The 26428-nt window shown below is 33.8% G+C and carries 26 protein-coding genes and 1 pseudogene; 9 read left to right on the forward strand and 18 right to left on the reverse strand.

Annotation, left to right across the window (positions count from 1 at the left end; genetic code table 11):
• Positions 1-55 precede the first annotated feature (55 nt).
• Positions 56-796, forward strand: a complete 741-nt coding sequence (rlmB, locus tag ACY2RT_RS11135; RefSeq protein WP_490155987.1) for a 23S rRNA (guanosine(2251)-2'-O)-methyltransferase RlmB — start codon at positions 56-58, stop codon at positions 794-796.
• Here the strand turns inward: rlmB and ACY2RT_RS11140 are convergent.
• Entirely contained in the window at positions 791-1534 is a 744-nt protein-coding gene (locus tag ACY2RT_RS11140; RefSeq protein WP_490155988.1) for a rhomboid family intramembrane serine protease, read from the reverse strand. The two genes, rlmB and ACY2RT_RS11140, sit on opposite strands and share 6 nt — an antisense overlap.
• A gap of 126 nt (positions 1535-1660) precedes the next feature.
• On the opposite strand from ACY2RT_RS11140, the gene ACY2RT_RS11145 reads away from it, so the two are divergent.
• From ACY2RT_RS11145 to ACY2RT_RS11155, 3 genes are all read left to right on the forward strand, one after another.
• Positions 1661-2161 (forward strand): hypothetical protein, encoded by a 501-nt coding sequence (locus tag ACY2RT_RS11145; protein WP_490155989.1) that lies wholly within the window; start codon positions 1661-1663, stop codon positions 2159-2161.
• Positions 2146-2616, forward strand: coding sequence for a T9SS type A sorting domain-containing protein (locus ACY2RT_RS11150; protein ID WP_490155990.1), 471 nt, complete (start codon positions 2146-2148; stop codon positions 2614-2616). Before ACY2RT_RS11145 ends, ACY2RT_RS11150 begins: the two co-directional genes overlap by 16 nt.
• 76 nt (positions 2617-2692) lie before the next feature.
• On the forward strand, positions 2693-3970 hold the full coding sequence (locus tag ACY2RT_RS11155; protein ID WP_490155991.1) for a replication-associated recombination protein A: 1278 nt from the start codon (positions 2693-2695) through the stop codon (positions 3968-3970).
• On the opposite strand, the gene ACY2RT_RS11160 is transcribed toward ACY2RT_RS11155, so the two are convergent.
• From ACY2RT_RS11160 to ACY2RT_RS11180, 5 genes are read right to left on the reverse strand one after another with little or no spacing between them, the layout of a single operon-like run.
• Entirely contained in the window at positions 3967-4809 is an 843-nt protein-coding gene (locus ACY2RT_RS11160) for a hypothetical protein (protein ID WP_490155992.1), read from the reverse strand. The two genes, ACY2RT_RS11155 and ACY2RT_RS11160, sit on opposite strands and share 4 nt — an antisense overlap.
• On the reverse strand, positions 4806-6221 hold the full coding sequence (locus tag ACY2RT_RS11165; protein WP_490155993.1) for a DUF5723 family protein: 1416 nt from the start codon (positions 6219-6221) through the stop codon (positions 4806-4808). The genes ACY2RT_RS11160 and ACY2RT_RS11165 overlap by 4 nt, the downstream gene beginning before the upstream one ends.
• A gap of 4 nt (positions 6222-6225) precedes the next feature.
• Positions 6226-6774 carry a hypothetical protein gene (locus ACY2RT_RS11170; protein WP_490155994.1) on the reverse strand — a complete coding sequence of 183 codons (549 nt, stop codon included), beginning with the start codon at positions 6772-6774 and terminating at the stop codon, positions 6226-6228.
• A 55-nt stretch (positions 6775-6829) separates the two neighbouring features.
• Positions 6830-7519: a YjjG family noncanonical pyrimidine nucleotidase gene (locus ACY2RT_RS11175; RefSeq protein ID WP_490155995.1), complete on the reverse strand. Its 690-nt coding sequence runs from the start codon at positions 7517-7519 to the stop codon at positions 6830-6832.
• A complete protein-coding gene (locus tag ACY2RT_RS11180; protein WP_490155996.1) occupies positions 7512-8804 on the reverse strand; it encodes a DUF7033 domain-containing protein in 1293 nt (430 codons plus the stop codon). The genes ACY2RT_RS11175 and ACY2RT_RS11180 overlap by 8 nt, the downstream gene beginning before the upstream one ends.
• A 253-nt stretch (positions 8805-9057) precedes the next feature.
• Here ACY2RT_RS11180 and aspA point away from each other — a divergent pair, with 253 nt between their 5' ends.
• Entirely contained in the window at positions 9058-10476 is a 1419-nt protein-coding gene (aspA, locus tag ACY2RT_RS11185) for an aspartate ammonia-lyase (RefSeq protein WP_490155997.1), read from the forward strand.
• 59 nt (positions 10477-10535) lie between these two features.
• Here aspA and radC read toward each other — a convergent pair whose 3' ends face one another.
• The 4 genes from radC to ACY2RT_RS11205 all read right to left on the reverse strand — a co-directional run bounded on the left by radC (position 10536) and on the right by ACY2RT_RS11205 (position 15191).
• Positions 10536-11234 carry a RadC family protein gene (gene radC / locus ACY2RT_RS11190; RefSeq protein ID WP_490155998.1) on the reverse strand — a complete coding sequence of 233 codons (699 nt, stop codon included), beginning with the start codon at positions 11232-11234 and terminating at the stop codon, positions 10536-10538.
• Positions 11235-11593: 359 nt separating this feature from the next.
• Positions 11594-12976 (reverse strand): hypothetical protein, encoded by a 1383-nt coding sequence (locus ACY2RT_RS11195; protein ID WP_490155999.1) that lies wholly within the window; start codon positions 12974-12976, stop codon positions 11594-11596.
• 366 nt (positions 12977-13342) lie between these two features.
• The gene (locus ACY2RT_RS11200; protein ID WP_490156000.1) at positions 13343-14212 is read right to left on the reverse strand and encodes a hypothetical protein; all 870 of its coding nucleotides are present in this window, start codon (positions 14210-14212) and stop codon (positions 13343-13345) included.
• Between the two features lie 166 nt (positions 14213-14378).
• Entirely contained in the window at positions 14379-15191 is an 813-nt protein-coding gene (locus ACY2RT_RS11205) for an alpha/beta hydrolase (RefSeq protein WP_490156001.1), read from the reverse strand.
• Between the two features lie 503 nt (positions 15192-15694).
• Between ACY2RT_RS11205 and ACY2RT_RS11210 the strand changes: the two genes are divergently transcribed.
• On the forward strand, positions 15695-16549 hold the full coding sequence (locus ACY2RT_RS11210) for a mechanosensitive ion channel family protein (protein ID WP_490156002.1): 855 nt from the start codon (positions 15695-15697) through the stop codon (positions 16547-16549).
• A 12-nt stretch (positions 16550-16561) separates the two neighbouring features.
• Entirely contained in the window at positions 16562-17620 is a 1059-nt protein-coding gene (gene corA, locus ACY2RT_RS11215) for a magnesium/cobalt transporter CorA (RefSeq protein ID WP_490156003.1), read from the forward strand.
• 168 nt (positions 17621-17788) lie between these two features.
• Here the strand turns inward: corA and ACY2RT_RS11220 are convergent, their stop codons facing one another.
• Together ACY2RT_RS11220 and ACY2RT_RS11225 are read right to left on the reverse strand one after the other, a co-directional pair.
• A complete protein-coding gene (locus ACY2RT_RS11220; protein ID WP_490156004.1) occupies positions 17789-17986 on the reverse strand; it encodes a hypothetical protein in 198 nt (65 codons plus the stop codon).
• A gap of 4 nt (positions 17987-17990) precedes the next feature.
• Positions 17991-18239, reverse strand: a pseudogene (locus tag ACY2RT_RS11225) (UPF0758 domain-containing protein); the annotation flags it as partial.
• Between the two features lie 180 nt (positions 18240-18419).
• Here ACY2RT_RS11225 and ACY2RT_RS11230 point away from each other — a divergent pair.
• Entirely contained in the window at positions 18420-19016 is a 597-nt protein-coding gene (locus ACY2RT_RS11230; protein ID WP_490156005.1) for an FMN-binding negative transcriptional regulator, read from the forward strand.
• A gap of 3 nt (positions 19017-19019) precedes the next feature.
• On the opposite strand, the gene ACY2RT_RS11235 is transcribed toward ACY2RT_RS11230, so the two are convergent.
• Both ACY2RT_RS11235 and ACY2RT_RS11240 read right to left on the reverse strand, forming a co-directional pair.
• Positions 19020-20375 (reverse strand): UDP-N-acetylmuramate--L-alanine ligase, encoded by a 1356-nt coding sequence (locus ACY2RT_RS11235; protein ID WP_490156006.1) that lies wholly within the window; start codon positions 20373-20375, stop codon positions 19020-19022.
• A gap of 137 nt (positions 20376-20512) precedes the next feature.
• Positions 20513-21469 (reverse strand): tetratricopeptide repeat protein, encoded by a 957-nt coding sequence (locus tag ACY2RT_RS11240; RefSeq protein ID WP_490156007.1) that lies wholly within the window; start codon positions 21467-21469, stop codon positions 20513-20515.
• Positions 21470-21687: 218 nt separating this feature from the next.
• Here ACY2RT_RS11240 and ACY2RT_RS11245 point away from each other — a divergent pair, with 218 nt between their 5' ends.
• The gene (locus tag ACY2RT_RS11245) at positions 21688-22059 is read left to right on the forward strand and encodes a DoxX family membrane protein (protein WP_490156008.1); all 372 of its coding nucleotides are present in this window, start codon (positions 21688-21690) and stop codon (positions 22057-22059) included.
• 25 nt (positions 22060-22084) lie between these two features.
• Here ACY2RT_RS11245 and ACY2RT_RS11250 read toward each other — a convergent pair whose 3' ends face one another.
• The 4 genes from ACY2RT_RS11250 to ACY2RT_RS11265 form a co-directional block, all read right to left on the reverse strand.
• Positions 22085-22600: a DUF4136 domain-containing protein gene (locus ACY2RT_RS11250; RefSeq protein WP_490156009.1), complete on the reverse strand. Its 516-nt coding sequence runs from the start codon at positions 22598-22600 to the stop codon at positions 22085-22087.
• Positions 22601-22653: 53 nt separating this feature from the next.
• Positions 22654-24039 carry a T9SS type A sorting domain-containing protein gene (locus ACY2RT_RS11255; RefSeq protein WP_490156010.1) on the reverse strand — a complete coding sequence of 462 codons (1386 nt, stop codon included), beginning with the start codon at positions 24037-24039 and terminating at the stop codon, positions 22654-22656.
• Positions 24040-24160: 121 nt separating this feature from the next.
• Positions 24161-25543, reverse strand: coding sequence for a T9SS type A sorting domain-containing protein (locus tag ACY2RT_RS11260; RefSeq protein WP_490156011.1), 1383 nt, complete (start codon positions 25541-25543; stop codon positions 24161-24163).
• Positions 25544-25689: 146 nt separating this feature from the next.
• Positions 25690-26397 (reverse strand): ion transporter, encoded by a 708-nt coding sequence (locus tag ACY2RT_RS11265; protein WP_490156012.1) that lies wholly within the window; start codon positions 26395-26397, stop codon positions 25690-25692.
• Positions 26398-26428: the final 31 nt, after the last annotated feature.

Genomic DNA, 26428 nt, shown 5'->3' on the forward strand with positions numbered 1-26428 from the left:
TTGTTTATATTTTAAAACTTTAATAATTAATATCTTTAAGCTTTAAGGTTAATCTATGAATCGGAAAGAGACTACTATATTTGGCATATATCCTATACAAGAAGCTATTTCTTCAGGTGTTATAATTGATAAATTATATATACAAAAAGGAATCACCAATCCAAAAATAGATGACATTGTTAAAGATCTTGAAAATAAAGATGCATCCATTTCCAGTGTACCTATAGAGAAATTGAATCGATTAACAAGAGGTAATCATCAAGGAATTGTAGCTATTACCTCCCCTATCACTTTTAGTGGTTTAGAAGAAACAATTGAAAAGTGTATTACTGAAAAAGAATCTCCCCTTTTTCTAATATTAGATCAGATAAGTGATGTTCGTAATTTTGGAGCTATTCTAAGAACAGCAGAATGTACAGGAGTTGATGCTGTAATAATCCAGAAAAAAGGCGGAGCTCCTGTTTCAGGGGATACTATAAAAGCTTCTGCAGGAGCTATATTTAAGATTCCTGTCTGTAAAGTGGATCATATTAAAGATGCCATATTTTATCTTCAGGGTTCAGGAATAAGTACAATTGCGGCTACCGAAAAAACAGGTAACAGTATTTATGACCTGGATCTCAAAAAACCTTTAGCTCTCGTAATGGGATCTGAAGGAAAAGGCGTCTCTAAATCTGTATTACAACTCGTTGATGAAAAAGCGGCCTTACCACTATTAGGAGAAATTAACTCATTAAATGTTTCTGTTGCATGTGGTGCGCTTCTATATGAGGTTGTACGGCAACAAAGCTTATAAATTTTTATCTTCTTCCCTATCTTTCAAAGGCTTCTTTTTAAATGTATATCTTACTTTTATTGAGGGCGGTTCGTTCATTTCTTCCATTTCAGGAAGTGTTTCTATAAAATTTCCGTTTTCATCAAAATGTTTTAAAAAAGGGTCTTCTTCCGGGTTATATTCTTCTTTTTCCCATTCGTATTTTTTATTTTCTATAGGGTTAGAACGAAAGATAAAAGCAAACACAATCCCTACAACAAAACCGGACAGATGCCCTTCCCATGATATTTTAGGATCGATGGGAAATACATACCACAATAAACTTCCATACAAAAAGACGACTACAAACGCTAATGCTGTTAATTGATATTGTTTTGAAAATATTCCCTTAAAACATAAAAAAGCAGCCAGCATATATACTATACCACTTGCTCCAATATGCAGTGCAGGTCTCCCAATGAGCCAGGTTAATATTCCGGTAATTACGAAACCATATAACAAAACTTTCCAACGAATGCTCCTGTAAAAATAAAATAGCGCCGTAGTAAGCACCAACATGGGTACTGAATTGTTAAACAAGTGCTTTAAACTGGAATGTATAAAGGGGCTGAAAAGAATACCACGGAGTCCTTCCCATTTTTGAGGTAAGATTCCTAAATAATTGAAATTCAAGTTAAAACGAGTTTCAACCCAAAAAACAAGCCACATAAGCATTACAAACAACAGCGGATAAGCTATCACTTCGGTTGAAAAATACAAAGCTCTGTTTTTAGACATGATCAATACTACTCAAAAATACACCCAAATTCAAATGTATGATAAATTGTCATGTATATTCTAAGGTAAAAGTTTTGTATCTTTAAGAGAATACTTAAATTTTTAGCTATGAAACGATACAGCTTTTTGACATTTCTTTTTTGTTTTATAGTGTTTAGCTTATCTGCTCAATTCACAGATAATATGGAAAATTATACAGAAGGGCAACCCATTTCCGGTGGCCATTGGACCGATTGGGGCTGTGGAGGCGGGCCGGGGTGTGCGATCATGTCCTCATCTGATGTTGCCAACAACGGTACTCTATCCGGCTTAATTCCTAATGATGGTACTACAGATGCAGCTCTCGACCTGGGAAACAAAATATTTGGCATTTGGTGTCTTCAATTTAGTATGTATATCCCATCAAATAGAGAGGCCTATTGGCAATTTCTGGAATGTGTCCCGGTTTGCCCAAATGAGTTCAATGTTACCAGCGTATTTTTTAATCAAAACAACACAAGTCCCGGAGAAGGCTACCTGGATTTAAACACAGCTGACCCTTCCGATGATATTCCATTTGTTTTCCCACACGATCAATGGTTTAATATATATATATGTCCTTTGACATAAATACTGGTATTTCAACCGCTACTTGGGAGTTATGGATAACCACTAATAATAATGTTATTGAAAACGGAACCCCTTTTAAAGATGGAAATGGGGCGTCTCCGGCAAGTCTAGGCGGAATTAATTTCTTTTCAATATCAACTAACAACTTATATTATTTAGATGATCTTTACTTTTTTGATACAATAAATAATAAAAGTTGTTCCTTTTTATCAATAAATGACTTTGATTCCAAAGGCTTTTCAGCTATACCTAATCCGGTGAATGATATCTTAAACCTGAGAGCCAATGAAGAAATTTCATCGATTTCAATTTTCAATCTATTGGGTCAGGAAATTTATAGTGCTTCCATAAACAATTTAAATACATCTGTCGATATGTCCGGTTATGCTAAAGGAATGTACTTTGTAAAAGTAAATATCAGTAACTCAGAAGGTATCGTAAAAATTGTTCGGTAATTGTTGTTAAAAAATCTAAACACTTCTCTACCTCCAGTAATAAATTCGTTGCAAAAAATTGTAATTTTATGCTCTTATGAGCACACCTCTTGCAGAACGTATTCGCCCAAACACTTTAGCCGAGTATTTAAGCCAACAGCACCTGGTAGGGCCTGAGGGTGCACTTACTTCACAGCTTAGTTCCGGTGTTATCTCCTCTATGATATTCTGGGGGCCACCGGGAACAGGTAAAACTACCTTAGCCAATATCATTGCCAATGAATCCGGGAGGCCATTCTACACCTTGAGTGCAGTTGACAGTGGTGTAGCTGCAGTACGGGAAGTGATTGAAAGAGCTAAAAAAAGTGACACACTCTTTTCCACAAAGAATCCTATACTGTTTATTGATGAAATTCACCGCTTTAGTAAATCTCAACAAGATTCGTTGTTAGGTGCAGTAGAAAAAGGATGGATAACTCTCATAGGAGCTACAACCGAAAATCCGAGTTTTGAAGTGATTCCGGCATTATTATCACGTTGCCAGGTATATGTTTTAAAAGCTTTCAGTAAAAGTGACTTAGAAGAGCTTTTAAGCCGTGCAATAGAAAAAGATGATATACTTAGCCAAAAAAAGGTGAAACTTCAGGAAACAGAAGCTATTATACGCCTTTCCGGAGGGGATGCCCGAAAATTATTGAACATCCTCGAATTGGTAGTTCTTTCCGAGAAAAAAGATACTGTGACGATTACCAATGAACTGGTACAACAGAAAGTCCAAAAAAATACAGTTTTATACGACAAAACCGGAGAACAACACTATGATATTATTTCGGCATTTATTAAATCCATTCGCGGAAGCGACCCAAATGCAGCAGTCTATTGGTTAGCAAGAATGATTGAAGGCGGAGAAGACGTAAAATTTATAGCAAGAAGATTGGTGATTTTGGCTTCCGAAGATATTGGTAATGCTAACCCTACTGCCCTGGTACTGGCTAATAATACATTTCAGGCCGTAAATACAATAGGATATCCCGAAGCACGTATTATTTTGAGCCAGTGTACCATTTACCTTGCAACCTCTCCAAAGAGCAATGCTTCGTATGCTGCCATTAAAGAAGCACAACAAGTGGTACGACAGACCGGAGATTTATCTGTGCCTCTTTCCATACGTAACGCGCCCACCAAGCTTATGAAAGAGTTGGATTATGGTAAGGATTATGAATATGCACATAATTATGAGGGTAATTTTGTCCCTCACGAATTCCTTCCTGAGGAAATCAAAAGCACCTCTTTTTACAAACCCGGAAACAATCCAAAAGAAAACACTCTAAAAAAGTATTTAAATAATCTCTGGAAAGATAAGTACGAGTTCTAGTTTACTATTCTATAAACCACTACCCCATCTTTTTTCTGAATGATAAGGTTTTGTGAAGCATCAAAAGAAGCCTTGAAAATATTCTCTGAAGTATCTGTGAAAAATATTTTTGACGAATTCATAACTTCAATTTTTCCAACTAAAAGCAAGCCATCGTCTGTTGTAGTAGTTTCTTCATATAATGAATATCCTTCAGAAGTTTTTCTTAACAAAAATGTTTTCCCATTATAATTATAATTAGAAAATTTTGACCCTGGAAGATTTGGTTTTATTGCCTTTTCTGAAGTCTTAATAATTTCATTTTCAACTTTACCCGAATTAGTAGTCGTTTCTTCTTTGACCACTATATTTTTTTCAACCATTTGCTCTTCTTCCATAGGTTTTTCTGAAACAACCTCTGCATCAAAAAGCACGATCTCTTTCTGTTGTACATTTAAAGCTTCAATATTTTTGAAAGCTCTCCTCAGAGCATCTTGATACGCCTTATTAAACTCTTTGTATTTACTAGCTCCTTCCGGGCTTCGATAAATTTCAATTCCGTTACAATCTTTTAAAAGGATTGTAAATTTTGTCTTAAAAAATGACTTTCCCCTCTCTACATCTGCATACAATCCTTCACATCGTTTTGCATTAGGCACTTCATTGCTGAAATAGGCATGGAATCCATGTTTGTTAAATAAGAACTTGGAAATCGAATTGAGTTGATACTTATCTTTCTGATTAAGAAATTCAAATTGTTCCGGTACGACTACATAGCTGTAATCGCTAATAGTTTTTTGAGAAAAACCTTTTGTAAAAAACCCTAAAAAAAGAAAAACTATAATAATTAATTTTTTCACTCTTCGTCAAATTTTATATTAAAACCCAGCTGTAAAGATACGCTTTTTGCTTTTGCCAGATTTCCATACCGCAATAGATTATCTGCGGCAATATAAAAATTGAATTTTCCTATATCGGCTGCAACACCCAGCCCAACATTAGAAAAGGAATAGGAGTCTGCTGTATATGTTGCCTTTGCCGATAAATATTCTGTTAATCTTCGGTAGTAAAAAAGAGTTCCGGCCATTTGTGGTGCCTTTGGCCTAAAAATACTATAGAGCTGAAAACCCACTGACTGGTTTCTGTCAATACCGCCTCCCGCATTTCTACAATCACATTCTCCTCCCTTACCTACTGCTCTCCCAAATTTATAGGTAATACCAGAATTTACCTTTAAAGGACGTAATTGTGTATAAGAATTGTTTAAGGTATCTATTGGAATCTCACGTTCAATTTCATCTTCCAGATCCTCATAGTAAGGAAATGTTGATTCACCATCACTTAGCGGAGGGAAAATAAGTTCTATCCCGTTAAGTGTATACGTACCGGTAGCTTGATAAGTTTCCACATCTTTGGAGTGAAAAATAGCTCCAACATCCAGAATACTCGCACTTGCGGTCCAATTTTTATTGATATCATATGTCGCTCCAACATCTATTCCTATTCCAATATTTCCTCCAAAAAATGCCCTTCCCAATATTTCGCTGGTCACTTGTGAAGCACCGTCTAATTCTCTCAAAGAAGCATAGCCAGATGTTTCTACAGTTACATTTGCATTTTGTACGGTATGCTCATAGATATTTACACTTCCATCTCCTAAGCGTGTTACAAAAGTTCCGCTATTGTTAGTACTTCGGTAGCTAAACATACTGGAATATAGCTTTGCCCGTATACCCACAATAAGATTATCCTTGATCTGTTTATTTGCCCCAAAGTGATAAACTGTCATAAAATCTCCTGTTGTATTTACTTCTCCCAAATCAAATTCATAGTCCAGGTAATCACGGTTTCCTTCCCATGCCAGAATTGCCAGATCCCTTGGGAAGTACAAAATAAAATCAAACTCCTGATAAATTCCTCCTGAAAAATAAATCTCATTTTTTGCTCTCCAACCAAAGTTGATCAAATCCAATTGTTGTGTAGCGGTAAAGAAATCTGTATTCTTCATTTCAAAGATCTTGTTTCGAATACGTGTATTGATATCTACATTTGAATCCCCAAAAATATCATAAACAGAAACACCTGAAGTACCGGCATTCAAATGAAATTGCGATAAAAACGGAATCCCAAAATGCATCTTTTGTGGCACTTTACTTCCGGGGTTTAGTAATAATGATTGCGGGATTTCTTCCACCCCATATACCAATTGCTTATTTTGTGCAATAGTTGTGGATACCCATAGGGTAATAATACATGTTAGTAGGTTTCGCATTGTATTAAAATTCCAGGTAATACGTGGTTTTAGATTGTAAGTTAAGAGCTCCTTCCAGGCTTGCATCTGCAGAAGGTATAGTAACAGATACAACTACTTTTGATGCTTGAGTAAGTTGCAAAATTTCATCTCCTTCAACTACCTCAATAAAGTCCGGAGGGGTTGCCGGGTTTTGGATCGTCCCTGCCGGAACAGAGGTCTGGGTTGTATACGTAATGTCATTTTGTTCGCTTAAAAATTGAAAATCCATTTCAAAATCTCTGGAAATACTATTAGTAAATCTAAATAAGAATTCAGCTTTTTTTAAACTCTCCTGGATTTGTTCATCATCAAGAAATCTGATCTCAGTTGTATCTGTAAGTGTTAGAGTTGGTGTAGAAGTAACAGTGTCAAAAAAATCATTTGCCTCAACATTGAGGTAAATAAGGTCAAGTTCTACAACCGGTGTGAGTGCAATTTCTTCTGCCTGGTCAAAATCTGTATCCTTGACGCAAGCCATAAATAACAAACTTACAAAAACTACCATAAAAGGCACTGCTAGGTTCTTTTTCATGATTGTGGGGGGATTACTAGTTTAACTAACGTTATTAGTTATAGAAATATTATGATTACAAATATTTTTTAATTTCCGGTAACTTGTTCACAACCCTATAATTTGAAGGAACATAGTCATTCCTATAATTATAAAAAAGGGTTTGCATTCCAACAGCTTCGGCTCCTAAAATATCGGCTTCAAAAGTATCCCCAATCATAATACTTCTTTGAGGTTGAGTGACAGCTTTTTCTAAAGCTTTTTTGAATATCACCGGATTGGGCTTCTTTAATCCAACCTCTTCTGATGTTGTTACCGTTTCAAAATAAGCAGAAATCCCACTATTGTCCAATTTTAAATGTTGTACTTCCTGGAATCCGTTAGTAATAATATGTAGTATGTATTTTTCAGATAAATAATCCAAAACCTCTTCGGTACCATCAAAAAGATGATTATCCAGAGGCAGCTCTTCTATATAAGCCTCTGCCAAAGTATCGATGACTGTTGCAGGTAATTTTATTTTAAAAGCATTAAAAGTGTCTATGAGCCTTCCTCTTCGTAATTCTTGCTTAGTGACACGTTCTTCTCTAAATAGTTTCCAATAATCAAAATTAACGGGCTCGTACACCTTTATAAATGTCGCTATATCCATATCGATCTTATGTTTTACAAAAACACGCTGAAAGGCCAGTTTGGAGTTCCTGTCAAAATCCCAAAGTGTGTGATCCAAGTCAAAGAAAACATCTGTTATTTCTGGTTTATTCATAGGAATGTAATTTTTCAGAAAACAAAGTTCGCCAGACTTCATTGGTAGGTTTAGTGGTAAAATCTCTATTGGCAAACAGCATAGAAAAGTGCCCGTTCACTTTTTTTACCGAATTCCACAAAATATCTATGGTCTTATTGATATCTGAAGCATATTTATCTTTAAAAGCATCTGTAGTAGCTATGACAGGATGAATGATTAAAGGTGTTTTTATCTCATAATCCAAATCATAAAACAAAAAGGGTGTACAGGTCCCTGCTCTAAATCCGGGAGTATCCTCATATACCATTGTAAAATCTTTGGCAATTTCCAATTCGACCAAATTGCGGTATGTTTCAGGTAAATTTATAAGATATTGGGCACTAAATGACTTTTCCAATGTTCGATTGGTTATTTCTTCCATTTGTCTTTTTTCTTTCTTCTGCAATTCATAATTAGACAAAGAAGTAAAAGAAAAAATAAGGCCTATATCTTTATAGTCAGCAACATATTTTAAAAGCATTTTAAATTTGTATCTATTTGTATTTATACTTTCTTCAAAGTGTAAAGCATCTCCTAACATAAAAAAAACAGACAGTTTATTATTGCTCTTTTTAGTTGTAGAGATGATCCACTCAAAAGTATTAAATGGATCCTCTTTTGTATTAAAAAGAACGGCTGTTCGTTCAATCATCTTTTTAATTCTGAATTTCAGTAAGTCTCGAAAATATCCTACTAAAGACCTAAAAAACCCACGTTGTTTATATGCAAAAGGTTGCTTTGCCTCCACCAGTGTATGGACAGACATGGTTTTTGAATGAAAATGTGTCTCCGGAAAGTTTTTAATAAGAGCCTCTTTCAATTTATAGGCCCAAATATCTATAACCGGTTGTTGTAAAAAATCATTTTTAAAACCTAAGCTTTCAGTGGCCGGGTAACGTCCCATAGCATCCTTAACATGAGGAAGGTATTCTTCATAACGACTCAATAAATAAAACCCTGCCGAAAAAATATCAAACGGTAAAACACTTTTATCACTTACTGAAAAAAAGCATTTAGTATCTTCCCAGTCCTTAACAACAATGTTTTCGCTTTCAAAACCCTGCTGTGTTAACAAGCCATAGCTTTGCATAAATAATTCATTACCAAGAGGTTGTTTCCCATACGATACTTTTGGTCCTTCGTAAGAAATCAATTCTTCAATTACAGAAGTAAACATAACATCCAGCCCCAAGATCCGGGTGCATATATGCTTGAAAATATAGGTAATTCTGGGTGTTATCTTTTGCGTATAAACTAAAAGCATAGATCGTCAATGAAGGTTTTCATCTGCAAAGCTAAAGTACACATTTTCGACAATTATGAGGTGACTGTATCCTTTTATATACGGATTTTAAAATGTATTTTTTAACTTTTAGTGAGTTTCTTACCAGTAAAACCTAGTTTTAGTTTGTATATTTAATTACCGAAATAACCGCTCGTAAAATCCTGATTCGCGGGTTGGTTTTCCATAACGAAACCACACACGAATACCTTCTGATTAATTAAATAAAAACAGTATGAAAACTAGAAAAGAAACCGACCTTTTAGGAGATGTAGAGATATACGATAATTTGTTTTATGGAGTTCACACTCAAAGAGCTATTCAAAATTTTCAAATTTCTCACTCCAAAATTAGTGATTACCCCATTTTTGTAAAAGGGATAATACTTACTAAAAAAGCATGTGCAGCTGCAAATAAGGAAATAGGAACAATCCCTTCGGCCAAAGCAGATATGATATTACAGGCTTGTAACGAAATTTTGGAAAACCTAAATAAGTATACTCAATATTTCCCTTCCGATGTATTTCAAGGGGGAGCCGGAACTTCGGTAAATATGAATGCAAACGAAGTAATTGCAAATGTTGGTCTTATATTAAATGGATATAACAAAGGAGATTATGACATCTTACATCCAAATGATCATGTCAATAAATCTCAATCTACCAATGATGCTTATCCAACAGCTTTTAGAGTAGCGGTTTTTTACTATATTAATCTCTTACTCGAAAAAATCAATATTCTTACAACCTGCCTGGACAAAAAAGCTGCCGAGTTTAAAAAAGTACTTAAAATGGGTAGAACTCAATTACAGGACGCTGTACCAATGTCGCTAGGAGATGAGTTTGGAGCCTGGTCTACCAATTTAAAAGAAGAAACCAAGAACTTAAAACGGTGCCGGGATTTAATTTTGGAAGTAAATTTAGGTGCTACAGCAATTGGTACAGGAGTAAATGCGCCCCAAGGGTTTACAGAGTTATCCATAGGTTACCTTCAGCAATACACCAAAGCTAGTTTTGTAAAAGCTGAAAACTTAATTGAAGCTACTTCAGATTGTGGCGCCTACGTTATGATCTCCGGTGCTTTAAAAAGAACGTCCGTAAAACTTTCAAAAATATGCAATGATCTAAGGTTATTATCTTCCGGCCCTCGATGTGGATTGAATGAAATCAATTTACCTGAAATGCAGGCAGGTTCTTCTATTATGCCGGCTAAGGTAAACCCTGTAATACCGGAAGTGGTAAATCAGGTATGTTACAAAATTATGGGCAATGACGTAACTATTTCTTTTGCCGCAGAAGCAGGGCAACTACAATTGAATGTAATGGAGCCTGTTATTGCACAATGTATGTTTGAGTCTATTGAACTTCTTTCCAACGCTTGTGTAACTCTCGCTGAAAAATGCATTGATGGTATTACTGCAAATGAAGAACATACCAAACAAATGGTTTTTAATTCTGTAGGAATAATAACATTCTTAAACCCTTATATAGGACATCATATGGGGGATAAGTTAGGAAAAGAAGCAGTAGCAACCGGTAAAAATATTCGTGAGCTAGTATTAGAAAAAAAACTTCTCTCAGAAGAAGAACTGGACAAAATTTTGAGTGTTGAAAATTTAATGCATCCAAAATATGCCGCACAGCTTCATAAATAACCCACTGTATATTAAAAAATTACTGTTGCCATTTTTATGTAAACTAAAAAGCAAGGTCGTTAAAGAAGGTTTTCGTCTGCAAAGCTAAAGTATGCTTTCTCGGTTATTATAATGTGATCGAGTACTTTTATATCCAGGTTTTCACCTGCCTTTTTTAACTTTTTAGTGAGTTGCTTATCTGCCAAACTGGGTTTTAAAGTATCGGAAGGATGATTGTGTATTAGAACTACAGCAACAGATCTTAACTGAAGTGCGTTTTTAAAAGCTAACCGAACATCTACCAAAGTTCCTGTAATTCCTCCTTTACTCAATTGAGTTATTTGCAGGATTTTGTTTGAATTATTAAGGTAAATAATCCAAAATTCTTCATGGGGAAGCTCGCCTAGAACCGGGTGCATTATTTCAAAAACTGAACTACTGGATGTAATCTTCTTTTTTTGAAGTGTGTCTCCTTCCCTACGCCTTCTTCCCAATTCTAAAGCTGCTGCAATAGCAACTGCTTTAGCTTCACCTATTCCTTTGAATTGCATTAAATCTTTAGGGTCCAGCTTTCCTAATTCGTTTAAATTATTTGCTGTTGAGGCTAAAATACGTTGACTTAAAGCCACGGCACTTTCATTATTATTCCCAGAACTAATTAATATCGCAATTAGTTCTGCATTACTAAGGGTTATACGGCCTTTTTGAAGTAATTTCTCCCGAGGACGGTCATCTTCATTCCATTTCCTAATAGGAAATGAGGGTGTCATTTTTTGCATCTTCTCAAAATTTATAAAGTAAAAATGGTGGGAGTTCAAACTCACATTTTTAAGAATTGTATCAAAATGTAAGGACACCCTAAAGATATAAAACTTAGTTTTTGTTTATACAATAAAAGGAATTTTAATGCTCTTTTTTAACAAAAAAATATTTTTGGAGGGCTTAGTTTTTAATCTTTATCGCTCAACTTTTATCTGAAAATTTACGGGTAACGTATTCGTGTATAACTCGTTGCGTTGTTTAAGTAACTAATTTAGCAAATACTAACCGAATATAATATCTGCAGGGTCTTTAGAAATAGGTGAGAACAAGCAACCCACCGGAACAACTCTGTTGAGCTGGTTATTTATAGCCATTGTTAGCTATAGTTTTTTATAATTTCATTTATGATATTCTGTTTGAACTTTTCATTAGTAATAAAATCTTTTTCAAATTCTTCAAACTCTTCTTTTTTAATACCACTTTTAATTGCTGACTTTTTCCAAAGTTGTAGTGTTAATGTTTCATTTTTTGCAAATTCTAATAAAGATTTAATTACTAGGTTCATCTTATTCCTTCCAAATTTATCTTCGAAACATTTTAGCATTAGGGGGGCTAAGATATATCTGTACTTTTCTCCTATTTCGTTTTTATTTTCAATTTTGTTTAAAGGAATAAAGCTATCATCTTTTATATGTTTTAATTGTTCAATCAAAACTTGCGATAGGAATTGTTTTCCGGATAAATCTTCTGCTATATTATAAGACAGATATTCAGCGAATGATTCTAGCCAAAACCACCCTAATTCTCCTGACATTACATTATTTCCAAAATAATTATGTCCAAATTCGTGTCCAAAATACCTATAATGATGGTTAAAGAATTTGCCATTACCATCTATTAACTTATCGAAGTTTAATCCTGTGAAGGCAAATGTAGGATATGTATTAAATCCCCAACTGCTTCCCTTTTTTCTTTTATTGATAGCTTTATGATTAATCAAATAGATGTTATCAGTAAACTCAAGGGCTATATTGTTTGAAAGGTTATCCTTAATCAATTCTATATTTTCAAATATAATCTCTGCATTCTCATTTGTTACCGTTGTATTTAAAATATAATCTCCATTGTTTTCAATAAAATTGTAGTTACCCACAAATAATAATAGAGGATATGCCTTTTTTGAAACAAAATGCGAAGTCACTCCTTTTTTTGGAGGAGTTCCATTAACAAAAATTGTATTTCCTCCTTTTATACTAATTGTTAAATCATACGTATAACTATTTATCAATTTATCGTTGGTAAAATCATAAATAACAGGATACCATTTTGTTTGCTCTGTTGCCCTTACTGTTTGATTATTAAAAGCAATTATGCCTTTATAGTCAAATAGGTTGAAATCATCAATGTATACCGGAAAAGCACCTTTATAAGTTATATGGAATTCTCTAGGAAGATAAATCGTCGTGTCATTTTTAAAAGTATATTCTATTGCTTCTCCCCTAGTTTTGCCATCATAATGTCCGTTATAGTTAATTAACTCATTTTTAATATCCTTGAAATATTTTATATTCATTCCCTTGTTGAGCAATATGCGATAATCTTTTAATTCAGGGATATTTGATAGGTTAAGGCTACAACTAAATAGTCCAGAATTCATATCAATTTCGATATTGCCCTTTATATGTATTTGTGCAGATATATCAATAGATAATATTAAAGCACAAATAATTATTAGCACTGAAAAACTATTATTCTTCATAAGATGAGTTTTTATCAATTGTGTTTTGAATATAGACAGCAGCTTTTTAGAAATGTTACAACTTAAATTATAGCTAACGTTCTGGACAAACGCAGTAGGCACGTTTAGCGAGTATTGGTGTTTTGTGCTTTGTTAGCTACAGTACTTTTTCAATTTGATACATTTCCATCATTTTATTTTCCAATGCTTTTTTTGGTATATTCTTTAATAGAAAGTTTCTTAAGTTTTTACCATACCTCCAATGAGCCACTTTTCCTGTTGTCCAAGATTGTTTTACAATCGTATTAACTTTTGGTTGTCAACCAAAAGTTAAGGTTAAAAGAGTAATGATTAACTACCTTCAACGGGTAGTTGTAGGGCATAATTTTAATTAATTAGTTTTTTTATTTCATAAGTCAACCATAATCCATTCTCCTTTGGTTTATCAAACTCAATCCACGAATTTGGAAAATAAACACTAGTAACTTTCCAAAATCCATCTTTATTTTTCTTTTTATTCAGAAACTCTTTCGCAGAATTACATCTTGCATCTGATAATAGATTATTGTCATTTATTAGCCGAAGAATTTCAATCAAATTTATTTTGTAAGTGAATGGGTAAGTTAATTTTGTTATATCTTTTGTGATTGGTTTATCATTGGTCTTTCTTTTGAATATGCTATGTTCGAGTACATATTCAAGTCCTTTTTCTAGTTTTTTTTCGAGCAAAGTGTTTGATTTGTAATTCTTACTTTTTTTGAACTCTGTTAAAGCGATTAAGGCTTTTACTACTCCAATAAAGCAAGGGGTTTGCTTCATACAACCACCATACTTTAAAATCCTAGAACCACTCCAATTGTTTGGCATTCCACGTTCAAAGTTTTGAAATTTCAAAATCCAATCAATTCCATTTTGTATTTGTTTGCTATTACCATAATTTAATTTTATCAAAATGTTAGTTATCATTGAATTGTAGCAAGACAAAATATCATCACTTTTTCCTGTTAGTGAAAAACCATCACCGCAATAGGATAAATCGGCAAGTTTGTTTACCCACAATTTAACTTTATCAAGTCCTGCCGTTAATGGAATTTCAGATAATTCAGCTAATCTATTCAGTAAATTAAGCGTATTTAAATCAAAATCAGACAATAATTCTTTTATCAGTTCCGATTTTTCAAAATACTCAATTGATTGCTCATATTCAGTAATTTCTCCGATGTCATATTTTTGTTTTAATTCAAGAGCTTTGTCCATTTTATCGGTTCTCTTTTATGCCCTACAGTGGTTTAGGGTTATAATTTGTGCGACTGGAAAATCGGAAATTTTTCGGTTGTAGCAGATCCTTTGTTGAGTGTTTGTCGTTTTATATTTAGTCTAAATGTAAGTATAAATTATAACCATTGTTGGCATTTCGTTATTGTTAATTTTTCCAATCTTTAAATACCATTTCAAATCCATCACACATACTTTTATGACCTAAAGAATTATGATTTTCACCCTTATAATGTTTATGTTCCCATACAAAGTTGTCTGGCGCGTACATTTCCAACTCTCCTAAAAAAGTAAAGATTCCATCTTGTTTTTGACCACACGAGCTTATAAAAAGCTTTTTATCTAAAGCTTGGTTATTTTTAAAGAAATCTTTTAACGATTTTATACATTGATACTCATTCCATCCTACTGTAGGATCTATAAGTATAAACGAATCAAAAAGACTTGGACGAACTTGAAGAGCATAAGCTCCAAGCAATCCTGCCAAAGAATGCCCAACAAAACAATTATAACCAGAAGTTGGATATGTTTCATTTATATAAGTAGCTAATTCTTTATCTAAAAAATTAATAAATTTGTCTGCTCCTCCTCCGTTAGGGTAGTCCTTTTCTGGAGCTGTTGAGAAATCGTATATTCTATCTTTATTAACAACACTCACAATTATCACTTCAGGAATAATTTCCAACATTTTAGAGTAATAATTTGTAATTCCGTGAGTTGCAAAAAGATTATTTCCAGCGTCTAAAACATAAACTACGGGATATTTTTTTTCAGATTTGTTTTTATAGCCTAATGGAGGAATTACAACAACTAACCTTTTTTCGTTGAGTATTTTTGATTCGAACGAAATTTTATCACCAATCACAAAATCACTTGTTGTTTGTTGTGCGCTACATATAAAAGATTGAGATATCAATAATACTATTGAGATTAATGTGATGAATTTTGCTTTTGTAATCATATTTATAAATTTTAATTCTTTCTTTAATAAATGCTAACGTGTTCGTGTATGGTTAGTTATGTTGGCTACAACTAAATTAGTAAAAGAAAACGAACCAGAGGAAAACGTGCAGGGTTTCCATTCGGTTTGGATTTGCTAAATTAGGCACTTAGTCAAGTGGACTTCCTCATTTAAAGTACTCGGCAAGCATACTCCTGGAAAATTGTTGGGAGAACAATCGTGTGAAAATTTAGTTATTTTCCACAATATAATTGTCAATTATATTTTTTGGGTCGTCAATTCGTCCCTCGTTTCTTCTGAGACCTGTCAAACCAATATCAAATTGTGAGTCTTTCAAACAACAAGTATTCTTATCTCAAAACTAAATATGTGATAGAAATTAGCCTAATTTTTAATAGGTTTATTATCTTTAACTTTAGCTAAAGTATGGACTACTTACTACGAGTCTTTATATATGGATTTGATACTCATAAATTAAATTATACCCTTCTAAACAGCCAGCCATGAAAGAGCAATTACTCAACAACCTTGAATACATAGTCATTTTTGTCAGCATATTGGTTGTAACATTTTTTGTTTCTTTTTTTATGAATCGTTTTTTCAAACGTATGATTCGCCGTTCGACAGAAGTAATGAAAAATGACCCAACTAATTATTTATTCTTGCGCCACGTCATAACTGCCATTATTTATATTGTTGGATTTAGTATAGCTATTTACATGATGCCGAATTTGAGGATGTTAGCAGGCTCTCTTTTAGCAGGTGCCGGTGTACTAGCAGTGGCTGTTGGGTTTGCTTCTCAACATGCTTTAAGCAATATAATTAGTGGTGTTTTTCTAATAATATTCAAACCGTTCCGAATAAACGATCGCTTAAAAATTGCTGAAAAGTTTGGAACTGTCGAAGACATCACCTTACGACACACCATAATTCGTGATTTTGAAAATAGAAGAATCATTATCCCCAATGCCATCATTAGTAATGAGATTATTGTCAATTCGGATTTTGCAGATGACAAAATTTGTAAATGGGTTGAAGTTGGAATAAGTTATGATTCTGATATAGAAAAGGCAAAAGATATAATGAGAGATGAGGTTTTAAACCATCCTATGCACATAGATCACAGAACTCAACAACAAATTGATGATGGAGAAGAATTAGTACCTGTTAGGGTTATAGGGTTAGGAGATTCTTCAGTTAATTTAAGAGTTTGGGCATGGGCAAAAGATTCAATCGATGCTTTTAAAATGTCTTGTGATTTGTATGAGAGTATTAAAACACGATTTGATAGTGAAGGTATTAGCATTCCATTCCCTCACCGAACTCTAATTCATAAGAATACTCCGATTCAGGAATAATGATAGAAATCTATGAGTAAAAGACAAAAAAAACTAGGATTGCCTCCAGGGTCCGTTATTTTTACGGGCAATAAGAAAGTTGAAAAAGTATTGATTCACTACCTCCAGTATGATAGTGAATCTATTGAGGAAAAAACTCTTGACAACCATGAAGACACTGTTTTTCATCAATCAATAAATGAGAAAATAGACTGGTATGACATACGAGGAATCCATGATACCCATTTGATTGAACTCTTGGGTAATACCTTTGATATCCACTCTCTTATTTTAGAAGATATTGCAGATATTTATCAAAGGCCAAAATTTGAAGAATATGATAAAGGGAATTTTATTACTATTCGAGCACTTGAGTTTGATAAAAATAAAATTGAAATTTCAAAAGAACATGTCGCTATATATTTTAAAGAAGGATTTGTAATCACTTTTCAGGAGACAGAGAGTGATTTATTTGAATCGGTTCGTCAACGAATCAAAAGTGGAAAAGGAAGAATAAAACAGCGTGGAGCTGACTATCTTGCCTATGCTCTTGTAGATACTCTCATCGATAATTACTATTTGGTTTTAGAAAATATTGAAGAAGTTATAGAGTCGCTTGAAGAAAAACTGATGAGTAGTCAGGATATAAGAAGCAAATCAGAGATTCACGGACTTAAAAAGGAATTATTAGTATTAAGAAAGTCCGTTGCGCCTCTGCGAGAAGCGATTGGACGTTTTGCTAAAACAGAAAGTCAATTTGTCAATGAAAGTAGCCTTCTTTTTGTAAGAGACCTTTATGAACATACAATTCAGATTATGGATGCTGTAGAATCTTATAGAGATGTATTAAATGGGTTACAAGATCTTTTTATAACTGAGGTTAGTTTCAAAATGAATCAGGTTATGCAATTATTGACATTAGTTGCAACAATTTTTATCCCTTTGACTTTTCTTGCCGGTATTTATGGGATGAACTTTAAAAATATGCCTGAGCTAGACTACAAATATGGATATTTCATTCTTCTTGGAGTTATGGGAGTACTATTTGTTTCTTTACTTATATTCTTCAAAAGAAAGAAATGGTTACCATAATCAATAGGACTGTAAGAATAGAGACAGGAGGTCCACGGTCTCGTATATCAAAAATAATACAGTTAAAAGGCACTATCTTTTCTGAAGTCCCTCCTTTTTAGTGGAGAATTAGTTAATAGTAATTACATCATATTTTGTATTTAATAATTTTAGTATTTTTTTATCATTTTAAGTAAGGGATTTCTTGTCGGTCTCTTCCCAATCCCAAATGGTCATGGGTCTCACCTTAAGCATTTTTGCTAGTTCTATCTTACTCAGTTTCTCATCTAAACGCTTTTTTAGGGCATCTCCTAAGTTTTGTACTCTTGTAGGGTAGCCCTGAGGCTTGGGCTTGTGGGTATGGATTTCAATAGAACAAATGGGCAACTTAACCAATTCCTTTGAATTGCATTAAATCTTTAGGGTCCAGCTTTCCTAATTCGTTTAAATTATTTGCTGTTGAGGCTAAAATACGTTGACTTAAAGCCACGGCACTTTCATTATTATTCCCAGAACTAATTAATATCGCAATTAGTTCTGCATTACTAAGGGTTATACGGCCTTTTTGAAGTAATTTCTCCCGAGGACGGTCATCTTCATTCCATTTCCTAATAGGAAATAAAGGTGTCTTTTTTTGCATCTTCTCAAAATTTATAAAGTAAATATGGTCGAATTTTGAAACTATTTTCAAAATCCCGTGGTGGGAGCTCAAAACTCACATTTTTAAGAATTGTATTAAAATGTAAGAACACCCTAAAAATATAAAACTTAGCTTTTGTTTGTATATTAACAGTATATTTATTCTAGAACAACCAGAAAAATGTATCCACCGCCTTATCATCAGTCTGCCAATATTAAAAAAATGATTTCCGTTATACAACACTTCCCTTTTGGGATGTTAGTCTCTGTATTAAATGGAAAACCTTTAGTTACACATATCCCAATTATCTATAATGAGGAAAGTGGTAAACTGGTAGCTCATATTGATAAGTTCAATCCGCAAGTAGAAACTTTAACAAACGGAGCGGAAGTTACAGTAGTTTTTAAAGGTCCTGATGCATACATTTCACCAAGCGTGTATACTACTAAGCAGCTTCCTACGTGGAACTACATCATTGTCCACATTACCGGGAACGTCACATTAATTAATGATCCGGAAGCAGCTAAAGACACTATGATCTCTATGACGGAATTCTTAGAACGCCCCAACCAACAATTTGTGTTGGAAAAGGACAACAAGCGTATGCAGCGATCTGTTAATTACATTCAGGCTTTTGATATTACCATTACCAACTGGGAAGGAAAGTTTAAACTATCACAAGATAAAAACGAGCAAGACCAAGAAAATGCAAAACAAGTACTTATAAATAAGTTTGGCGAGGATACTGCCAGATTTATTGATGAAATATACACCTAGTTCTTATTCCATATATTTTTTTACATCCTCAAAATCCAAACCTCCATAATTACCACTACTCATAAGTAAAAGTGACGTATTATCAAGATCTTGTGTAAAAAGGTATGTTTTAAAATCTGCAGGATTTGTAAAAATCACAAGGTCTTCACGATCGAAAGCCTTATCGATCTGTTCACTTTTTATTTCCTCCAGTTTTTTGATCATTACCGCATGAGGAGAATAAAATACTACAGCACTATCAGCAGCATCTAAAGCTCCTTTGTATTCATTTAAAAATTCCGGATTTAAGCTGCTATACGTATGTAACTCTAAACATGCAATGAGTTTTCTATCCGGAAATTGTTGCTTTAAAGCTTCGGTAGTTGCTTTCACTTTACTTGGAGAGTGCGCAAAATCTTTATAAGCTATGGAAGTTGGGGTTTCTGCAATTTTTTCGAGACGTTTACTAGCTCCTTTAAATGTAGCGATCGCTTCATAAAAATCTTCTGCATCTACTCCCATTAGTTGACAAATCCATCGGGCTCCTTCTAAATTATTTAAATTATGCTTTCCAAAAACTTCTATAGGCATAGGACCTTCGGGAGTTTCCAATAAAGTTTCTCCAGCTTCTATGGTATACTCCGGAGTTTGATATGGATACTTTTTTATAAGGCTTGCGGAGGCTTCCACTACCTTTTTTACTTCCGGATCTTCTTCATTATAAATAATAGCTCCTCCATCTGTTATTTGAGTTAGGAAAGTTTCAAATTGAGAAATATAGTTTTCATAGGTAGGAAAAACATTGATGTGGTCCCAGGCAATACCACTCAACAAAGCTATATTGGGTTTATATAAATGAAATTTTGGCCTCCTGTCTATTGGAGAAGATAAATACTCATCGCCTTCCAAAACAATAAAATCGTTCTCATGGGTCAATTTTACCATTACATCAAATCCTTCCAACTGTGCGCCTACCATATAATCCACTTCTTTATTATGATAGTGCATTACATGTAAAATCATTGAGGTTATAGTTGTTTTTCCATGCGAACCCCCAATGACTACCCGTGTTTTATTTTTTGATTGTTCATAAAGAAATTCGGGATAACTATAAATGGTTATTCCCAAATCTTTTGCTTTAAGTAACTCTGGATTGTCTGCTTTTGCATGCATTCCCAGAATAACAGCATCTATTTCTTCTGTGATTTTTTCGGGAAACCAGCCATATTTTCCAGGTAGTAGTCCTCTGCTTTGTAGTCTACTTTTAGAAGGGTTGAAAATTTCGTCATCGCTTCCGGTGACATGATCCCCTTTTTCGTGAAGCGCAATCGCTAAATTGTGCATTGCACTTCCTCCAATGGCTATAAAATGTATGCGCATATATAAATTTAAATAATTGCTGTAAAGATAAATGTTTTCCTTGCAATAGCGATAGCGGCAAGTAGCTTTTGCAAAGCAAAACTACAGCCAATAGCGCGGTGCTTTGGCCAGTTAATGACAAAGCAATTGCCCAAAAATCACAAAGCTAAAATGTTTTTTTTCTCTTCTCTGGCTTCTTTAAAATCTGGTCGGTCTTCCAGAGCTCTATCAATCCATTGTAGTGCTATTGCCTTTTCTCCTTTGTTTTTATAAATCTGTGCCAAGCGATAATATGCCCAATCTTTAGGTACTCCGTCTTTAGCAGAATGATTTTTTATATACACCTTTAAACAATCTATCCCTAGCTCTGTATCGAGGTTGTACTGAGCAGCTATTTTCCCAATTTGATAATTTAACTGGTTTCTCCTATGGATTTTTAGTGACTGTGATGCTGTTTGTATCGCTTCTTTTGGACGATTGTTTTTCTCGTAATGTTGTGTCAATTTTTCGTAGGTATGCGGAGAGCCTCCAACTTTAATTGCGTTTTTATAATGACGCTCAGCATCATTGGGGCGATCACTATATTCTGCAATATAACCATTGGCCAAATAACCATCAACAGGTGATATTTTGGCAAGTTCGTTGGCATATGCAGTGGCTTTACGTTCACTACCGCCAATGATTCCGGGCAATTGAATGTAAAACTCTACCAATGCCCAACGTGTTTCTATGTGATTGGGGTCAAGTTTGGCTGCTTTTTCAAAGTGATGTTTTATGTCTCCTATATAAGTCAATGCCCGTAATCGACTAATTTCTAACGCCTTCATCCCTAAAGTAGCTCCATATTTAAAATGATAATTAGCACTGTTATCATCTTCTTTCACCAAAGATTTATAGTAGTCTATCGCTGTATCCCAATCTTTTTTGTGACCAGCAATATCTCCTAAATATTCCCGTGTTTTTCGGTCTTCAGGATGTTCTTTTAAATAACTCTCGAAGAGCTTTTTTGCACTACTGAATTTTTCTTGCTGAAAATAGTGTACAGCTTTATTGAAAGTACTTTGAGAATAGCCAAGAAATGGTATCAATAAAATAAGAAATACAATTTTCCGCATAGCATTTTTTTGGGGTTTTACATATAAATCTCACTTTTTTAGATGCATATTTTCTTTATTTAAATGTTGAAAACTATAAAATTGTCCACATTTTAACATCTAAAACTACAGTAATAACAGCAAAAGCTACTATTTTTTATATTATTGTTAATAAAGTACCTCTGCCCCACCTACTTTATTGTTTATCTTTAAATGGTAACAACTTAAAATTAATTTTTATGAATTCAAAAGTTTTTATGGTAATTCGAATCCTATTAGGACTTTTTGTCCTGGTATTTGGATTCAACAAGTTTTTCCATTTTATCCCTATGGAAGCACCCACCGGAGATGCAGGTGCGTATTTTGGTGCGCTCATGTCATCTAAAACTCTTACACTTGTTGCAATAGTAGAAATAGCAGCAGGATTAGCACTCATTTTTAACAAATTTGGCGCATTAATGTCACTTATTTTAATGAGTATATCAGTAAATGCAGTTTTATTTCATGCAACCTTAGACCCAGCCAATATTATGGGAGCTTTGGTATTATTGGTTTTAAATGTTGTAGTCTTAATTGGCTATAAGGACCAATACAAAAGCTTATTCAGCTAATTAAAAGAGGCCTAAGGCCTCTTTTTTACTTTGGAGGATAATTTTTTAGCGCTTTTTCTACCACTTTAATATAATAGGCTTCCTTTTGCCTTGGAGTTGCCTTTTCTTTGAGTTCACCTTCGGCGACAGCTTCCCATATTAATAAGTCCTTTGTAGTATCAATAAAATCAATGGTAAGGGTCTGGTTGATTACCTTCCCACCAATGGGAATGCCTCCACTCATCCCTACTCCTACATTACCACCGCCTCCTCCAACACCTATTCCTATGGTATTCCGGGAATTAGAAAGATATTCTTTTACGTAAAAGTTAATATGGAATTGATTGTTATCACTTCTTTGGTATCCTTGCCTTTGAAAGACGCTGTCAATAGCTTTTACGATTCGTTTATTATCCAACTCATTTAATCCTGAATCGATTTCAGGATAAAAATTATACGTGGTATACTGTGAAAAGTCAGTTTTCTTATCATAATCTATAGCTACGGTCACTCCACAGGAAACGAGTACCATTGAAATTAAAAGAATGGATAGTACTTTCATAGACTCCTTTTTATCAAATTTACGTAAAAAGTAAGTCAGAGGGTTTCAATTTATTATTCTTTAACAATCTTTTTTGTGATGCTTCCCTGACCTGTCTGAACAGTTACCAGGTAAACTCCTTGAGAAAAAGCAGACATATCAATAATTTCCTGAGTGCTTTCCAGAAGTCGCTCCCCTAAAATGGAATATATTGTTGCTTTCTCAAAAGAAATGCTTTCAACTACTGAAATGGTAAGTGTTTCCGAAACAGGATTGGGAAACAATTGTACTGCTTCTTCAGAAAATACTATGTCTTCGGTTCCCAAGACACACATTTCCTGAACCTCTTGTATAGAACTGCAACCGGTTGTATTATTTACAATGGTCTTTGCAACAGCCGGATCATCTATAATAGTACAAATGAATGTGTTAGTGCATACAGAAAGGTTGCTATTGTTTGCAATAACAACTTCATTTACTTGATTAGGTGAAACATTGTTCAATGCACTTATATCATCTAAAACAGGATTATCAAGAATTAATAAACGTTCGCCTACTTCTTGTAAATTTTCCAAGCCTGACAAAGATTGTAGATTAGTATTTTCATAAACATCCAAATTTCCCACCGAAGTAATATTATTAAAAACAGACAAATCTGTTAGTTCCGGGTTATAGCCTATTCGAAGCCTTCCACTTACGGATTGAATATTTTCCAAACCTGACAGATCCATTAAACTAGTACATTCAAGCACATACAAATCTACTACAGATCCTATATTACTAAATGCAGATATATCCTGTATTTGATCAAAATTAGAGATATACAGTGAACCTCCTATTGTTTGTATACCGGCTAGTTCATCCAAATTTAGCAGCGGTTCATTTGAAACAGACAAATCTTCCTGAACTGTATGCAGATTCTCCAATCCCGATAATGAATTAAATGCATTTCCACCAATAGTTAATGAAGTAAGGGTTTCAATAAAGCTTAAATGTGTAATGTCATTAAGGCTTGCATTTCCAAATAGATTTAATCTTTCAACAGATTGCAAACTATCCATCCCTTCTAAGCTTATTAAACCGTTATTTACCCAAACTTCCAGATCCTCTATAGATTGGAGTGATGTTAACCCTTCCATATTTTGCAAATTCTGGTTACCCCAAAGTGCCATATGTGAAATTGTTTCCAGATTATCAATCCCAAAAAAATTACTAATCTCCGTGTTTTGTATTAAAATATATTGTGCACTTGTAATAGAAGAAAGTCCGTTCAAATTTACCACATCATTGTTCTCTCCACCTATTTTAAGTTCGTGTGTAAGTACTGAACAATTTGGGTAGTTTGCAGCAAAATTATCTATTTCAGCTTGTGTATTCAATGTAATATTTGCTGTGGGACATTGTCCAAAGCCCAAAAAAGTAAGCATCAAAAATAACGAGAGTAGTGTAATTTGTTTCATGGCCTAGTTCTAAAGATTGATAACTTCAAGATACATAAAAATATCCAAAGCAGCGTCAATACTTATTGAGAACAACTGAGTTTACCACTAGTATTGAAGAAAAAAAATGAATTAAAAATGATTAATTTTTGACTATTTTCTTGCTTAAACTACCCATATCTGTCGTAACCTCTAAGAAGTATATTCCTTCGGAAAGATTTGAAACATCGATACTTTTTTCTGGAGAGACAAGTACCTTCTGTCCTAAAACCGAATACAGAGTCGCCTTTTTAAACAATAAACCTTCATAAACTGAAAGATTGAGTATTTCAGAAACTGGGTTTGGATAGGCAGCTACTAAACTATTCAATACGACTTCCGAAACCGAAAGCAAGCAGGCATCCCCTATTTCTGTAACAGAATTACACCCTGTGCTGTTATTGTTAATTACTTTTACTACGTTAGGATCCTCTATAACCGTACAAATAAAGCGATTGCTACAAATAGAAAGATTAGGGTTCTCCGCAACAACCACCTCGCTAATCTGAGATGTAGACAAGTCTCTTATGGCGCTTATAGAACTTAAGATATCATTCTCGTGAATAAATAATCTGTCACTTATAGATTCCAAATTCTCTAAGCCGGATAAAGATTGTAACATATTGTTTTCATAAATATCCAGACTCCCAACAGCGATAACATTGCTAAAAACAGAAAGATCGGTTAATTCAGGATTAAGCCCAATTCTAAGCTTTCCACTTACGGACCGAACATTTTCTAAACCGGATAAACTTTTTAAAACCGGACATCCAACTACATATAAATCTGTCAATGTTTGGATATTATTGAACATTGATAAGTCCTCCAGCTGGGGATGATTCCAAAGATATAATGAGCCTCCAATATCCTGTAGATTAGCTAGCTCATTAAAACTTTGTATAGGTTCATCTGCCACATAAAAATCTTCTTCTACTGTTCGTAAATTTTCCAAGCCGGAAAGTGTTTTTAATGCATTTCCTGTTATACTCAAAGATTTAAGAGATTCTATTGAACTTAACTGCGATATGTCTTCAAGATTCGGGTTTATAAATAAGTTTAAATGTTCCAACGATTTTAAACCATCTATACCGGCCAGATTGGTGATACTGTTATTGACCCAAACTTCAAATATACCGACTGTTTCTAAAGATATTAGACCACTAAGATCCACTATATCCCTATTAAATGCTATAGATAAGTGAGATGCAGTCACTAAATTACTTAGGCCGGCAAAATTCTGAATTCGTGTTTTAAGAATATAAAGTTTCTGGGCATTTGTAATTCTTGCCAGTCCATTTAAATTTGTGATAGAACTGTCATCGCCATCGATCCTAAGTTCGTGTGTAAGCATCGTACAATTAGGATAGTTAACAGCAAAATTGTCAATATCAGCCTGAGTTGTTAGTAGAATATCGGTTGTTGGGCATTGGCCAAACCCCAGAAAAACTGACATTAAAAATGATGAAAAAAGTACAAACTGTTTCATAACCAGATCTAAATTTGTAAATCGGTCTAAATTAAGCAATTATTGTGAGAAATTGATTCATTTTTTATAACACAAAGAAACAATTACTAAAAATAAAACAAAATGTAAGGGTAATTTCAGTGAAAACAAGTAAGCCAGAAAAGGGATTATTCTTCTTTTTTATCAATCGACCTTGTCAATGCCGAAGATAATATTCCTGTTGGAATAGCAACAATTCCCAAGCCAATCATTAAAATGAAAAAAGTAAAAATACGACCTCCAACGGTAATGGGGTATACATCCCCATAACCTACAGTTGTAAGAGTAATTATAGCCCACCATAAGCTATCAAAAATAGATGAAAAATGTTCGGGCTGTGCTTCATTTTCAAAATAATAGATTCCAACTGCCGACAAATAGATGAGTATTAAGGTAATGAACAAAAAAAGTAAAATTTCTTCTTTGGCAATCGAAATAGCTTTTGTAAAATGCTTAATTGCTTTATTATACCTCACTAGTTTAAAAAGCCTGAAAAGTCTAAGAAACCGCAATGCCCGCAATGATCTTAAATCGACCCCAAACGATAAATAGAATGGTAATATGGCAAGCAAGTCTATAAGTCCATAAAAGCTAAATACAAAGTTCAGTTTTTTATCAGAAGCATAGATACGAAGTAGATACTCTATTGTAAATACAATCACACAGATAATTTCAATAGATCTTAATATAGCAATAGTTTGCGGTTTTAGATCTGGGATTGTTTCAATTGAAAATGTAACTATTGATAGTAAAATTAGCAGCTGAATAATTAAAGCAAAATAGCGACTTTTCTTACTATCATTAATTTCGACTATACTTTTTATGTAGCTTTTCATTTATTAAAATTTGCCGTGTATTAGCTAAATT

The sequence above is a fragment of the Ulvibacter sp. 2210JD10-4 genome (genome assembly GCF_058148525.1).